12 protein-coding genes are annotated in these 15,421 nt (G+C 43.4%); 2 read left to right on the top strand and 10 right to left on the bottom strand.

The genetic code is table 11. The features are described 5' to 3' along the window. Nucleotides 1-30 precede the first annotated feature (30 nt). The 10 genes from ACFFGT_RS06750 to ACFFGT_RS06795 all read right to left on the bottom strand — a co-directional run bounded on the left by ACFFGT_RS06750 (nt 31) and on the right by ACFFGT_RS06795 (nt 13,197). On the bottom strand, nt 31-1,503 hold the full coding sequence (locus tag ACFFGT_RS06750) for a RagB/SusD family nutrient uptake outer membrane protein (protein ID WP_377021752.1): 1,473 nt from the start codon (nt 1,501-1,503) through the stop codon (nt 31-33). A 13-nt stretch (nt 1,504-1,516) separates the two neighbouring features. After that, nucleotides 1,517-4,789, bottom strand: coding sequence for a SusC/RagA family TonB-linked outer membrane protein (locus ACFFGT_RS06755; protein ID WP_377021753.1), 3,273 nt, complete (start codon nt 4,787-4,789; stop codon nt 1,517-1,519). A 230-nt stretch (nt 4,790-5,019) separates the two neighbouring features. Beyond that, nucleotides 5,020-6,186, bottom strand: a complete 1,167-nt coding sequence (locus ACFFGT_RS06760) for a FecR family protein (RefSeq protein WP_377021754.1) — start codon at nt 6,184-6,186, stop codon at nt 5,020-5,022. A 76-nt stretch (nt 6,187-6,262) separates the two neighbouring features. After that, nucleotides 6,263-6,862, bottom strand: a complete 600-nt coding sequence (locus ACFFGT_RS06765; RefSeq protein WP_377021755.1) for an RNA polymerase sigma factor — start codon at nt 6,860-6,862, stop codon at nt 6,263-6,265. Between the two features lie 73 nt (nt 6,863-6,935). Continuing rightward, nucleotides 6,936-8,045 (bottom strand): hypothetical protein, encoded by a 1,110-nt coding sequence (locus tag ACFFGT_RS06770; protein ID WP_377021756.1) that lies wholly within the window; start codon nt 8,043-8,045, stop codon nt 6,936-6,938. Beyond that, the gene (locus ACFFGT_RS06775) at nt 8,032-9,717 is read right to left on the bottom strand and encodes an FAD-dependent oxidoreductase (RefSeq protein WP_377021757.1); all 1,686 of its coding nucleotides are present in this window, start codon (nt 9,715-9,717) and stop codon (nt 8,032-8,034) included. The genes ACFFGT_RS06770 and ACFFGT_RS06775 overlap by 14 nt, the downstream gene beginning before the upstream one ends. Further along, nucleotides 9,695-11,203, bottom strand: coding sequence for a polyamine aminopropyltransferase (locus ACFFGT_RS06780; protein WP_377021758.1), 1,509 nt, complete (start codon nt 11,201-11,203; stop codon nt 9,695-9,697). The genes ACFFGT_RS06775 and ACFFGT_RS06780 overlap by 23 nt, the downstream gene beginning before the upstream one ends. Before the next feature lie 5 nt (nt 11,204-11,208). Next, complete coding sequence (locus ACFFGT_RS06785) at nt 11,209-11,388, bottom strand: hypothetical protein (protein ID WP_377021759.1); 180 nt, start codon at nt 11,386-11,388, stop codon at nt 11,209-11,211. Next, the gene (locus tag ACFFGT_RS06790) at nt 11,385-12,842 is read right to left on the bottom strand and encodes a DUF4178 domain-containing protein (RefSeq protein WP_377021760.1); all 1,458 of its coding nucleotides are present in this window, start codon (nt 12,840-12,842) and stop codon (nt 11,385-11,387) included. Before ACFFGT_RS06790 ends, ACFFGT_RS06785 begins: the two co-directional genes overlap by 4 nt. 1 nt (nt 12,843) lies before the next feature. Continuing rightward, nucleotides 12,844-13,197, bottom strand: coding sequence for an S-adenosylmethionine decarboxylase family protein (locus ACFFGT_RS06795; RefSeq protein WP_377021761.1), 354 nt, complete (start codon nt 13,195-13,197; stop codon nt 12,844-12,846). Nucleotides 13,198-13,649: 452 nt separating this feature from the next. On the opposite strand from ACFFGT_RS06795, the gene ACFFGT_RS06800 reads away from it, so the two are divergent. Next, nucleotides 13,650-14,243, top strand: coding sequence for an RNA polymerase sigma-70 factor (locus tag ACFFGT_RS06800; RefSeq protein WP_377021762.1), 594 nt, complete (start codon nt 13,650-13,652; stop codon nt 14,241-14,243). Between the two features lie 56 nt (nt 14,244-14,299). Beyond that, the gene (locus ACFFGT_RS06805) at nt 14,300-15,382 is read left to right on the top strand and encodes a FecR family protein (protein WP_377021763.1); all 1,083 of its coding nucleotides are present in this window, start codon (nt 14,300-14,302) and stop codon (nt 15,380-15,382) included. Nucleotides 15,383-15,421 lie beyond the last annotated feature (39 nt).

Raw genomic sequence — 15,421 nt, forward strand, 5'->3', positions numbered from 1 at the left:
TATGCTGCTATAATTCAAGAAGTTTTTTGCTTAGTAGCCCGGGTTTTGGGTTAAATTATGGTCGATTAGTATTTCTGATGCCGGTATGGGAACAAGTGCTTTGTAAGCAGCCCATGTGCCTCCTTTTTTAGGCGTTTCCACACCCATTACCGCATCAATTTTCCCGGTACGTTTTAAATCAAACCAGCGGTGTCCCCATTCTGTAAACAGTTCAACCTGGCGTTCATGTGCAACGGCGGCTATTACATCGGTTTGGGTACTTGCTGTAACAGCTGCAAGTGATGCACGCGAACGGATCACGTTAAGATCTGATTTAGCGCCATCTAAATTATTTTGCTGCGCACGGGCTTCGGCGCGGATCAGGTATTGCTCGGCCAGTCTCAGTTCAACAGGCCATTCAGTAACCGGTGCGCTGCTGCCAAAAGTGGTATTTGCTTTGTATTTATAGGCGTAATAGTAAGTAGTAGCAGGCGTGGTACCGGTTGCAGCGGCATTATATTGACCTACCCAGTTTGTAAACCTTGCATCACCGCTTTCAAAAGCGTTTACTAATGTTTGATTAAGTGGCAATTGGGTTAATACTGTACTCGCCGGTGATGCTGTTACCACCAGTGTATAGGCATCAGCATTGTTATAACCGGTTGTAATAGGTTGCAGCGCCCATATGGTTTCGCGGCTTGCTTTCAAAAATACCTGGTTAAGGTTTGGCTCAAGTACATAAATCGAGGTGCTTATTACTGAACTGGCTTGTGTTTCGGCATTAGCCCAGTCGCCGGTATAAAGATATACCCTGGCAAGCATAGCCAATGCTGCCTGCTTGTTTGGTCTTAACCTGTCGGTAGTTGAGCCGCCCGTGCCGTTCTGGTATTTAGCATCGCTTAATAAGCCCTGGGCATCTTTCAAATCCTGTATTATTTGCTGATAAATTTGCGCTTTAGGGGTACGTGCAAGACTATTGTTTGTAAGATAATCGGTTGTTAAAGGCATTGCCATATCACCATAAAGGTTTATCGCATAAAAATAAATGTAAGCCCTTGCAAACTTGGCTTCACCCAATAATTGATTTTTTACTGCCGGGGTGAGCGCTGTTGAACTTGTTAAGCCCGCTATGGCGGCATTGCAATTATAAAGCTGCTGATAAATGGTTGACCAAAAGTAGTTGCTGTTATTTCCCTGGCCGCTGAGGCTATTGGTGAAAAACTGGCCGTATACAACACTGCTGCTATAGTTTACCAATTCATCGGCCGATAGGCCCATTAATAAGCTTATGCTGTTTTGGCCATGATAAAATGAGCCGGTGGCACCCATGATATCAAAAATGCCGGCCAGTATTGATTGGGCTGTTCCGTTTGATGTATATGCGTTTTGGGCATCAACAGCGCCAACCTGGGGGCCAACATCAAGCAATCCCTTTTTACAGCCTGTAATGGATAAAAGTATCAGGATAAAGCTCATGCACCTTCTAAAACCCGGAGCTGAAAATATATTTTTAGTTAATTTCATGATCGTTATAATTTTATAGTGTGACTTGTAAACCTGCAGTAATTGTTCTTAAAGGCGGCAGGCGGTAGGCGCTTTGGTTCTCCGGATCAAGGTTGCCATATTTTGAAATGGTAAGCAGGTTATCTCCCTGTATATAAACCCTCAGATTTTGCAAATGGAGCCTCGTTAAAACCGATTGCTTGAATGAGTAGCCCAGCGATAGGTTCTGGAAGCGGATATAAGACGCATCGCCAAAGGCCGCAGTACTGTTTTTGGCGTTTGAAACCGGTGTCAACAGCGCGAAACTTGTACCAAAACGCTGGATATTGGTTACGTCGCCTGGCTTTTGCCAGCGGGCCAGCATATCTGTTGTTACGTTTTCGGCTCCGAGGCCGGGAGGCAATAACCCATTTTGCCCGAAAGCATTTCTACCTACCTGGTTAATGAACCTGAAAGTAAAATCAAGCGTAAAGCCATTGTATGCAAAACTGTTTTGCAACGAGCCATAAAATTTAGGCTCGGTATTGATGATTGCTGTATTATCAATGCCCGCAACAGGGTTGGCCGTTATGTTGCCATCTTTATCATAAAACTGGTATATCCCTGTTTGGGTGTTTACACCGGCAAACCGGTAAACCCTTTGTATAGTAGTTGGCATACCCAATATGTAGGCGTTGGCAAACGAGGTAGTGTTAAGGCTTGGATATTTGATCAGCGCCGTACGTGGTACTGTCAGCAAACCGGTGCTCGACCATGAAAAGTTATTGCTCCTTACGTTAACTGTATTTAGCGTAAACTCCCATCCCTTGTTTTGTACAAGGGCCGGCAGGTTTGATGTGATAGACGTTGAACCGGTAATAATGCTTAATGGATAGCCGTACAATACATCTGAAGTACGGTTGCGGTAATAATCAGCTTCAAGTTCGATGCGCTCATTGAGGAAATGCAGATCGATACCTAACTTGGCTTTTTTTGTAGTTTCCCATGACAAGTTTGGATTTGCAGGACTGCCTGCGGCTAATCCCGGCACGCCCTGGTAAGGTATAGCGGCCGTTACGGAATAATAGCTTTGCAAAAAGCGATATGAACCAATCTGGTCGTTACCGGTTATGCCATAGCTGGCGGTAAGTTTACCAAGATCGATGAAGGACAGTAAGTTTTTTAAGAATTTCTCCTTAGTGAAAATCCATCCGCCACCTACAGCGCCAAATAAGTGGTATTGCCTGTTAGGGCCGAACTTACTTGAGCCATCATATCTGCCGCTTACGTCAAGAATGTACTTTCCATCCCATATATAACCCACACGCCCAAACAATGCCGCAAACCGGCTTTTATCATATCCGTAAGGAATGGTAGTTGTTATTTTTGTTCCGGCTGAAATACTTTTTAAAAGCGCATCACTGGTGTAGCCGGTTACCGTTAGTTGGGTTGATGCCGAAGTTTGTTCCTGTAAGCTGGCACCTACGGTTGCGGTAAAATCACCTTTACTAATTCTCCGGTTATAGTTTATCTGTGGCTCAACGCTCCATGTTGAATTAACGTCAGTCGTGAACCTGCTTGATCCCGTTGTTACATTTAGAAAGGGCGCGTAAGAGGTTGTTGGCGAACCCAGGAACTCGTTTATTTCCTGGCGGTTATAACCGCTGGTTAGCTTGATCTCCAAACCTTTAATTGGCCTGTAGCTTAATATGGCGCTGCTTGTCAGGTTACTTGCAGGTGTGTTGTTGATTAACTGGGTCGAGGTATAGGGGTTATAAAAGGTGCCGTTCTGAAAGTTGAGCGTACCATCCGGGTTGTATATTGGAGGTGCATCCGGTGATAAGGAAACAGAACTGGTAAAGTCGACGTTTTTGATGGTATTGTTGTTATACAAATATCCCCCGGTAAACGAAACTGAAAACTTATTATCGCTCGTTGCCGAGTTGATGCTGAAGTGGGCAGATGCATTCTGGTATGAACCGCCAAGTTTCATCAGGTTTGACTGGGTATTGTAGTTGCCACTGATGAGGAATTGTGTATTTGCATTACCTCCTGATATAGTTGCCTGTGCATTGGTTGTATGCGATGCACCTCCTATGAGTTCTTTAGCCCAGTTAGTATACCTTGTGGTATCCCATGTGCCGTTAATATCATAAGCTGTGGCGAAAGATGGGCCATCGTTTTTATAGGCCTCATGGCGCATCTCAAGGTATTGCTGTGTATTCAGAAATTGGGGTAATCGCGTAACTTTGCTTGTTCCCTGGTAAACATTCAGGTCAATTTTAACATTGCCGGGTCTTCCTCTTTTAGTGGTGATCAAAATAACGCCATTTGCCGCACGCGAGCCATATATTGATGTAGCAGTTGCATCCTTAAGCACATTTATACTTTCTATATCCTGTGGATTGATAAAGTTAAGCGCGTCTCCTCCGATACCTGATTTACCGGGTAAACTACCTAAAGTCCCATTTTGAAGGTCGTAATATCCGCCCTGGTATGGTACGCCATCCACAATATATAATGGATCGGTACCAGTGCCGTTATTAATACCGTTTTGTCCCCTGATCTTCACACTGTATACACCACCGGGCATACCTGTTGTTTTAACTATATTCATACCGGGAACGCTGGCCTGTAATGCTTCAAGTACATTGGTAACCGGGTATTTGGCAATGTCTTTGGCGGTGATAGTAGTTTGATCGCCTACATTGAAACGTTTGGTTGTTTGTCCGTAAGCTATGATCTGGATCTCATCCAGTTTACCGATATCGGGTTTTAATGTGATGATAAGCGGGCTTTTAATATCTTTTATAATGAATTCCTGCGTGGCGTAGCCTACGTAGCTCACCTGCAATATGGCATCATCTTTAGGATCAATAAGCAGCGCTATAAATTCGCCTTTTTCATTGGTGATCCATACGTTCTGGGCGTTCTTCAGTTTTAAATTAACACCGGGAAGGGGATTGCCTTTATCGTCAAATACCTTGCCGCTTATCAACCTGTTTTGCGACACGGTGATCGCTATTTGCGGCAGTTCCTTACGCCTGATCACGACGCTTTTATCCACTACAAGATAATCAAGCGGCTTGTTCTTAAAACATTTCTGAAGCACTTCATCGATGGTGGCGTCGTTGATCTCCACATCAATTTTGGGGAGGTTTTTGAGCGTGCTGGCTTTATAAAAAAATGAATAACCACTTTGCTTTTCAAGCTGTTTGAAAAGTGTTTCCATGCTTATGTTGTTCGCATTTAAATTAATGCGCTGGCCATAAACTGCGGCGTTAACCTGCAGGAAACCAATTAAAATAAGCAAAGTGGTTAACTTCATCACCAATAGTAATTTTTTTAGTTGCGTATGGGTAATACGCAGCAAACAAGAAGCAGAAAAATGCATACTTTTGTACGGTTTTGGGTTTCAGTAAAGTTTGTTTAGTCAGATAAGTCAAATGAGGTTGGCCCAAACTATCGCCGGACAGTGTTGCAACCACTCTCCGGTTTTTTGTTGTGCTACCGCAGCACTGGCGGCCTCGCCGCTCTGGTGTGTATACTATGGAGTAATTATTTTACGATAATCTTTCTCCCTTCTATTTTAAAGTTAACACCCGAAAATTCAAGTACTTTTAAAGCTTTGGCAGCTGTAAGGTTGCGCGAAAAAGTTCCGGTGAACACGTCATCATCAGGAAGCTTGCCCGCATATTCAATATCTACATCGTACCAGCGGCTAACCTGGCGCATAACCGTTTTAATATCAGTATTGTTAAAATGGAAATTGCCATTTTTCCAGGCCATTATTTCATCTATATCGGCCACTTCGCTTACTTTGATAAGGGCATTAGTTTCGTTGTTGCTGATGGATGATTGCTGGCCAGGCTTAAGCATAGCCGATAAACCACCTTTCGCAACTTTCACAGATCCTTCCAATAAGGTTGTTTTAAGAGCAGCTTCGTCATTATAAGCATTTACATCAAAATGAGTACCCAGCACTTCTATGGTCTGCCCCGAAGATGACACGTGGAATGGCATGGCTTTGTTTTTTACCACCTCAAAATAGGCTTCGCCTTTTAACTCAACATTACGTTCTTTGCCATTAAAGGCTGTGGGGAATTTGAGCGAGGATGCCGCGTTAAGCCAAACTTGTGTGCCATCGGGCAAAACCACGTTGTATTGACCGCCGCGCGGGGTTGTGACGGTGTTATATGTTATTTCAGAGGCGGTTGAACCTGCGTTAAGTGACGATGCCAGATAGGCGAGCATTCCGCTGCCGGTTTTTTGAACAACTGTTTTACCCTGTGTGGCCAGCTTACCGTTTTTGCTGTCGTCAAGTACAAGTTTTGAGCCATTGGCCAGGGTAAGGATGGCTTTGTTACCACCCGGTGCTATGTCATTTTGAGCTATTGTATTGCTGGTTTGCTGTATTGAATGCTGCCTGTAATAATAAAAGGTAATGCTAATGGATAGCAGCACTGCGGCCGCCATCCATTTTACATAGGTAAGGGAAATGACCTTGTTATTTTGAGCGGGGTATTGGTTCGGTTTAGATGTGCCGATGTAGGTTTGCAGGATTTTATAGGTGTCCTGCTTAATTTCTGCAAGCTCATCATCGCTTTTAGAAAGTTCGGCACCGTTTAATGATTCATACCAATTTTCAACAAGCACGCGTTCTTCGGGCGTTGCAGCACCCGAATTATACCTTGAAATCAGTATTTTTAACTTTTGCTCTTCCACAATATGTTGTTTATATATACATATCCGTTTAAGAAGCTAAAAGTACTATGCGATTTTACAATTTATTTGAAAAAAATTAATGGTGAAGTAATAAAGGTATGTAACAAACCATGAAACCAACAGTAGTGATTGGCGAATTATAGTCTTTGAGGCATAAACGGAGCCTCCCGTAGGCATTTTGGAGTTGATTTTTTACGGTTTGCTCAGATAAACCAAGCTTTTTGGCTATTTCACGGATAGAAAAGTTGTCTTCTTTCTTTAAAAGGTAAATCTCTTTCATGCGTTCGGGCATTTTTGTTACCTCTCCGGCAATTACCGCTTCCAGCTCCTGGTTTAATAACAGGTTTTCTGAGGAGGGGTCAAAAGGACTATCAGTAACAGCGGCCGATTGTGTATACCTTAAATGAATTTCAGATTTTTCAAACTCGCGCAGTGTTTTATTGCGAAGTGTGCCATATAAAAAAGGCAGGATCTCCTGTGGGGCTCCCAGGTTATCGAGATTATCCCAAAGCACCATAAAAGCTTCCTGCACAAGGTCTTTCGATACATCTCCGGCCTGGGTTTTGCGATAGGCATGGCGGTAAAGCTCGTTCCAGTACTCATTAAAAGCGGTTTCAAATACATGGATCTTTTCCGACCAAACAACAGAAAGCTTATTGTGAGCACTATCCCGCATTAAAAATCAATTAGTTTTTTAAAGATACGAAAATATTAAAAAAGTATTTGATCAACAGTTGTTGGTAACCCGATTATGCTGCTATATCGGTGGTAACCGGCCCCTCGGCCTGTTTTTGTTTCTGCATGCGCCATATAAAACCATCAAGCACATAATGCGTTGATTGCGGCAGGGCTAAAAGCGGAACGGTTAGGGCCAGCAACATATCGCTGTTAATGGAGGGGAGCGTAGCAAAAATCCTGAATACCGAAACGTGTTCTTTCCAGATGAGCCCATCCCACAGGCCTTCTTCTACATAAGCAAACAAAATAAGCAGGCCAACAAACGAGAGTACGCCATACCTGCTAAAGGTAAGCTTCATGAACCTGGTACGGTAGCTTTTCCAGCCGGTAAATTTTTTCTGTTCATAAAACCAAACCAATGCCATGTAAGGGATGCCGTGCGATACCACGTTGAGCGTGGTAAAAGCCATATCGCCATTATAATATACTATCCCAAAATACCAGGACAGGAAAGTGCCCAGCACTACCAGGTTTTTGGGTAAATTAAACTGTTGTGTTTTAATGTAAAGCCAGGCCTCTTTTATAGCAAACAGTGCTATAGTAACCAGATAAATAATTTTGGCGGCAATAAGCAAGCCATCAAAATGAAATAAAACAAAATCGCCGTCAACAAACCAGTTAAAGTTTTTTTTGGAGCCGGCAAAATGCCAGTATAGCAGGGGGTATATAGTGGCTATATAAATGGCGGTATTATCAATGTACTTAAACAATGGTATTTGGTTTTCCCGGCGCGAGTAAATGCGCAGAAAACCATATTGCTGCCTTATAAAGTGGTAAACAGCCAGGTAAGCCAGCACCCTCCAAAAAAATATGCCGCCCGCCAGGTAAAGCATCACACCGCCTATATAACAAAACAGGGGGACTGCTATAAGTACATGCGGTTGCTTTTTAAACTCAGGTGGATTAAAATATGTCCGGTAAAGGGTGCTGTAAACATGGGCTACGTCAATCATTACAATCAGCACAACCCAATACTGCACCGGCATCAGTACCGAATTTTTGAACTGGGCAGGGAAAAGCGCTACAATAAACAAAGCAATAAATGGTGGCGACAGGATGAAGATCCCGTCGGTAAGGCCGTTTTTTACCCAGGGTTGTTTGCCTGTTTTAAGCTGCTCCATTGCCATGTTCCATAACCTGTTGTGCTGCCCTGATGCCCTGGTGAAAGGCCTCTTCAAAAATGGAGATGCCGCTCAAATCTGTATGCGCAAAAAAGATCTGGTTGTTGATAGCCGCCTTTGCCTGTTTGCGGTTCTCGCCCCAGATATAATTTACCGATGGCGCTATCATGCCATGGCCCCAAAGCCACATGTCGGCCTGCTCAATATGTTCGGTTATGCCGGGGTGCATCTGCTCCATTTCGGTTACTACAATATCCAGCCATTGCTCATAGGTACGGGTATAGGCGGCAAGCCGGGCCAACCGGGGCTCTTTGTCGCAAAGTGGTAAATAATAAGTGATCACCTTTTTTGCTTCCACCAGTTTTATGTCCTGCTGGTTGGCGTTTACATAACCTACCGATGGTGTATTATAAGCCACGTTATCCCAGCAAAGTACCATGCCTTTAGCAGCCGTTGGTATTTCGTTAACGGTAAGGTTGGCTATGAGCCATGGCGAGTAATGTAATTTACTTACATCAAAGCCCGGTCGTGGTATATTTTTAAGCAGTTTTTGATTAACGTACTGCGGCGACGCCATGATCACCTTATCAGCATGAAAAACCGCAGAGGTGTTTTGTTTAAGATCAAGGACTTTTACTGCTACCTTGCCATTGTTTTCCATTTGGAGCTCATAGGCCAGGTGCGATGTCAGGATGTGATGTTTAACAGGCTCCTTTAATTTTTTCATCAGCCAGCCGTTACCTTCGGGCCAGGTAATCACCGCGTTAGGGTCGGCATTAGCAGCTGTACCTTTCCGGGCCGAAAAATAATGCAGACCGGCCCATGCACTCACATTTAAGGCCGGTGTGCCATAATCATCCTTACAGCAATAGTTTAAATACCATAATAAGTAAGGCGAGTTAAAACCATTTTCCTTTAAATAATCATGAAAGCTGATCCTGTCCAGCTTGCGGTAAGTATCATCGGCCGAGCTGTTATCCAGTGGGATATCAAAAGCGTATTTGCCATCATTGCCGCGGGCATTTTTGAGCTGGGTTACCAGGTTGAAAAAGCGTATTACCTGTTTGCGGTCATTATCGGTAACACCAAAATCAGGTACTATGCCTTCCTGCCAGTGGCCGTTGATAAGCAGTCGTTCTTCGGGATCAAAGCACAGGTAAAACTCGTTGTAAAAGGGCTGCCCTTTTTCATCAAAGTGGGTAATCACGCCGCTCTCCAGTAAAAAGTCTACCAGTGGCTTATCATCATTATTTACAATAGGTATATAATGCGCACCTAATGGGTAAGAAGAAACGCTGTTTGTGCCAAAATAGGCGTTGCCGCCGGTGTGGTCTTCCAGTTCCAATAACTTAAAATCGGTTTCGCCCTGCTTCAGCAGCCATCGCGCTGCCGACAATCCGGAGATCCCGCTGCCGATGATCAGCGTTTTAACTGATTGATGCGTTGAAGGAACGGGCATTGGCAGCTTATCGCGCAGGGCATGGCCGGCTTTTGCGTTCGGTCCCGAAAGTTTACCTTTAATATGCGCGTATGCCGGTTTGCCGCCGCCTATTTTGCGGATACATCCATTCAAAAAGATAGCGCCTGTAACTAAGCCTGCCTGCAGCAGGAATGATCGCCGGCTTAAAGGTTTAACCCCTGATGTGCGGTTATAAAACAGTCGCCCACTCATCCTCAAAATATTTTACCAGTATCTGGTTGTTCAGTTTGTTTACCTGGGCAGGTACCCGGGCCATATCCTTAGGGAAATACAGCATTTGTTCAAGGCACTGTTTCGACATGAAGCGCAGGCCCGGCAAATAATGATCAGGTACTTTATAAACTGGTTTGTTCATCGCCATAATATAGCCCCATTCGCCAAAGGAAGGTACATAATTATGATATGGTACTGTATGTAAACCAACAGATTGCAGTGTTTTCTCAACTGTATAATATGATTTTGGCGCCACATAGGGCGATGTAGACTGTACCACCATAATGCCATCGGGTTTAAGCAGGTGTTTTACAATACCATAAAAAGTATTGGTGTACAGTTTGCCTACCGAGTAATTGGATGGATCGGGAAAGTCAATAATAATGGCATCATAAATTTTATGCTGTTCGCGGGCCCATGAAAAAGCATCGGCATTAATAACCGTTACTTTAGGCGATAGAAATGAACGGTTATTCAGTTTCAGCAGCATTTCATTGGTTCGGAACAGTTTGGTCATTTCCTTATCCAGATCAACAAGCGTTACGGTTTGGATCTGCGGGTATTTCAGGATCTCGCGTACAGCAAGCCCATCGCCGCCACCCATCACCAGTACATTTTTAGCATCGGGCAGGGCCTGTAATACCGGGTGGATCAAAGCCTCATGGTAACGGTATTCATCAACCGAGCTGAATTGCAGGTTGCCATTGAGGAATAGCCGCAGATCTCGCCCTTTTTTGGTAATGATGATGCGTTGGTAGGGCGTACTTTTTGAAAAGATGATGGTATCGCTGTAGGTTAAGCTTTCGGAGAAATTAGTGATGGTATTGGCATAGACAAAACCTGTTAACAGCGCTACCAGACTTATAATAGAAGCGCTTTGCAGATACCTTGCGCCTTTAATTTCATGTTTGAAATTGATACAGGTGATCAGGGCTACCAAAACATTCAGCATGCCAAACATATAGGCAGTGCGCACGATACCCAGGTAGGGGATAAGCAGCAGCGGGAATACCAGTGATGCTATCAGCGCGCCAATATAATCGAACGTGAAAACCTTTGATACAAGATCTTTAAATTCAAACCTGTCCTTCAGGATGCGCATCAACAGCGGGATCTCCAGCCCCACCAGGATTCCGGTAATGGAGATAAGGCCGTACAGGATGATCCTGAATGAGCTTACACTTTCAAACACCAGGAACAGGATGGATGAGCTTGTGCCGCCAACAAGGCCAACCAGTATTTCAATGCGGATAAACCAGCCCAGCAGATTTTTATCAAAATATTTGGATACCCATGAGCCTAAGCCCATCGAAAACAGGTAAACACCAATAATGGTGGAGAACTGGGTAACCGAATCACCAAGCAGGTAACTGGCCAGTGTGCCGGCTATCAGTTCATAGATAAGGCCGCATGTGGCAATTATAAAAACCGAAACAAGTAACAGTACGGGGAGTTTTTTATTCATGATCGTTATTTATGATAAAACCTGGCCCCATAACCTGAATGCGCAACCGCGCCATGATAGCCGGCATTGCGTTCCACATCATTACTTTGCCAAAAGGCTATGCCGTTAAAAGCATCAAAAGTAAAATACACTACTATCAGGGATGCAATAATTATATAGGCTATGTTTGTTTTGATGAGTTTCATTCGTCGTCGTCTTTTTGATAGGGTGAAAAATCGCTGTTCATCCAGCGGTTAACTTCAAACCTGCGCGCCCGGTACCAGCAATACAAGGGGTACAGGCAAAGCAGCAGTAAAGTAACCAATATATTGCGCCATAGTGTAACGGATTCGGTAACCTTAACATTAAGGGCATTTAATAACCTGGTGCCAGAGTAAGGGTACATATTGATATGATATTTACCGGGTGGGATCTCCGAAAGCAGTACCGTTTCCTGGATGCCGCCTTCCGACCAGCTTTCACCATCCTCAACACCATGGTAGTATTCAATATCCTTGGTAAGGCTCCATGTTTGGTTATCCTTTTCGCTCACCAGCTCAACAGTTGTTGAAAGCCAGTTATTATCAACCTGCGATGACAGCTCGATCTCCAATGGTACCGGCCCGTTTTCGATAGTGAAAGTTGGCGTTTTGAACGATTTAAACTCAAAATTACCGGCGCTGTCGGGACTAATTGAATCAATAGCTTTAGCGCTATCCTGCAGGATACTACCAATGGCTGCCGAGGTGCTGTCGGTTGTTTTATGATCGCCTGTAACCATAATGCTTTTTCTTTTTGCAGTGTCGGCAGGCCTGGGTGGCATATCAAGTGAAAAGGAATGCTCAAGCAAAACGGTTTCGGGCCGCTGCGAAGCAACCAGTAGCTGTACCAGTAAAAAAGCTACGATAGCAATGCCGCTTATGGTTAAAGCGCCATTCCAACGTGCCCGGTGTTTTGATGGTTCATTGGCCCCAATACCGGTTCTTGAAGGGAAGTTGCCCAGGGGAATTTTAAAAGCAGCAGCAATTTCCTGCTCTTGAATATACTCGCCAAGGTACCAGTCTTCCTGTTGGGTACGCATGTTTTGCTCCCATGTTAATAAAAATGGAGGCCTGATATATTCATGCGCTTTGATCCGTTCTTCCCGGATATCCCAGTCAAACTCGCCTATGAGTGAGTGGATTACCGGCCTGTAAGAGTTGAATAGATTAAACTCCAGCCCCTGGTATAAAGCGGTGTTTTCATAGCTCTTTTTTGATTTTTCAAGATCAGGGTGAAAGCTTTTTCCCGCAATCAGCGACCAGTGCCCGTCATACTCGGCCAAAAAAGCATAGCCTTTGGCGTAGTTGTAAAGCATGTATTCGCGCCATTTGTATTGCGTGTAGGCAGCTTCCTTTTTTTCTATATAAGCTATAACTTTATACTCCACATTGCGGAGCACACCTTCGGTACCTATCGGCAAAACAGGTTTGTTTTGAATCGAAACAAGGCGCTCTTTCACATAAGGTTTGCCATCGTTGCCAAATAACAGGTAGCAGTAGCATGATGCACATGCCGCTGCCTCACAACCTATATGGTCATAAAGGGTAATGCTTTTTTTGCAGCCGGGGCAGGTGATAGCGTCCGAAAACGGAAATGCTTTAGGATTTAAGGTAGCCATACTATCGCTTTATTTCGTTTTTCTGTAATTCAGTACCTTCAAAAAACGCGAGTACACTGCTGTACAGGGCGCGGGCCTTATCATCATTTTCGCGCTGATAATTGGAAAGGAACACATCAAAAGTGGCTGTGCCGTATTCGGGCCAGGTATGGATAGACATGTGCGATTCTGTAAGGCAAACAACGGCAGTAAAGCCGCCACCTTCAAAATCATGATAAACTTCACCAACTTTATTTAGCTGGAAGCGTGTAATAAGTTCATTAAATAATGTATGGCAATCCGCACTGGATAACAGTAGGTTATGTTTACCAGATGTAAATTCGGATAAAATGTGAAGTCCAGGTTTGTAGGGCATTAGTTTAAATACAATTCGGAACTAAGATATGAAAATATTTATAGTACAGGTTTATAAGCTTTATCCGCAGGAAACGGGTTTTAGCGGAGGGGAAACCTGACTTATGTGTATTGGTGTTTAATTGACAATTAAAAGTACAATTTTAACAGCTAATATAAATGGATTTGATTTTGCTTTTATGAAGCGTTTTGTTTTGGATTGATATGATTCATTTTTATAATGATCTTTTAAAACCGATAAAACAATTTAGCACGACATGTTACTGGCGGGTAAATCTTCGCAGAAAAAATATTTTAATTGTTTTTTGAACAATTAAAATAAAATATTATACCTTAGATTTTAATTAGAGCGACGGCCTCGCTTTAATGAAGGCCAATTACCAATTATATTAATTTGAACCATACAGAAACCGTTTCCGGTTTTTGATAAACGTAATTATAACCGATAAAGGAATGTTGGATACCGAAATTAAGTACTTGCTTAATGATATTGCTTTAAATAGCAGCAGGGCTTCCTTTAAAAGGCTGTACTTATTTTATTATGGCAAATTGTTTAACCTGGCAAAATCGCTGGTAAAGCAGGATGAACTGGCCGAAGAGATCACCAACGATGTTTTCATGAACCTTTGGGCGCGCCGGACTTCGCTTGCAGAGATCAATAATTTCACTTACTACTGCTACACATCTGTTAAAAATAAATCACTTACCTGCCTCGCCAAAAATCAGCTTAAAAGCATAAATATTGATGATGTTTATGTGGATGTTGCTGATTCGAGTGCTACAGGCGAAGATAAACTGGTTTGCGAAGATCTTACTAAACTCATCAATACCGCGTTAAGCAAACTATCCGACCAATGCCGTCTTGTTTTTAAGCTGATAAAAGAAGATGGCTTGAAATACCGCGAAGTGGCCGATTTGCTTGATATCTCCATAAAAACGGTTGAATACCACATGGGTAATGCCCTTAAAACCCTTGCGCTTGGTTTAAAGGATCTCCAAAAAATGCCGGTTGCAGTTAACCCCGAAAAAATTTCTAAAAATATTTGATCTCCCCACTGGGGTATCCTGGTTATTTACAGTCTTTATATATAGAGCTGTAAATAATGATTAATAACATCTGGATACTTATTGGTAAAAAGTTAAATGGTGAAGCTTCGCCCGAAGAGTTACTTGAACTTGAGCAACTGTTGCAACAACAGGGTGCTGCCGGTATGTACCCGATAGATGAGCTGGAGCAGATCTGGAAAAATGACCAGCAAGCTGCAGAGGATGAAAAGCTGCTAAGCAAATGGGATGCCTTCGACGCTGAACTCGATGCCATTGAAGAAAAGGAAGCCGAGGAGGCCGCGCAGGTGATCGCCATTCAAACCAAAAGAAAAAAAGCCAGGGTAATTAAACTGGGCTCGTTATTAGCCGCGGCATGTTTAATGCTGGGCGTTTTTTGGTTTACCCGCAAAGAAACTATCACGCCGGGAAAGCCCAACGAAATAACCGCCCCTAAAAATGGGATCAGTAAAATTCAACTGCCGGATGGCAGTCGTGTTTGGCTCAATATGGGCAGCAAGCTTACCTACAGTAATGATTTTGGTACCGATCAGAGGCGGGTTTCCCTTGTGGGCGAGGCTTTTTTTGATGTAGTTAAAGATCCGCAGCATCCTTTTGTAGTTACTACGCCAACCATCAGTGTAAGGGTGCTGGGTACTAAGTTCAACCTGCGCTCATACAACAATGATAAAACATCCGAGGCTTCGCTCATCCGCGGTAAAATTGAGCTTACCGTTTTAAAAAATCCCGAAAAAAAGATCATTCTCAACCCCTCAGAAAAACTGACGATTATCAACAACCAGGAGCCGCAGGTTAAAAATAATATCCCTGCAAACAGGGTGGCCGAAGAAATCCCGCTTATAGCGTTGAGCCGCATTCACCAGGCCAAAAAGGATACTTTGCCGTCGGAAGCGTTATGGCTTGAAAATAAACTGGCCTTTGACGCCGAAGATTTTGAAAGTATTGCCCAAAAAATGGAGCGCCGCTATAATGTGAATATCGTTTTTGAAAATGAGGAGGTAAAAAAGCTGCGCTTTACCGGCAAGTTTGAAAAAGAACCAATTGACAAGGCTTTATTGAGCCTGCAAAAAACGGTAGCGTTCCGTTATAAAATTGACACTAACCAAATTGTAATTTATTAATCATTAAACCTTTATGAAAAAGCCTATGAGTACATAAGT

The sequence above is a fragment of the Mucilaginibacter angelicae genome (assembly GCF_042434235.1).
GTDB classification, from domain to species: Bacteria; Bacteroidota; Bacteroidia; order Sphingobacteriales; family Sphingobacteriaceae; genus Mucilaginibacter; species Mucilaginibacter angelicae.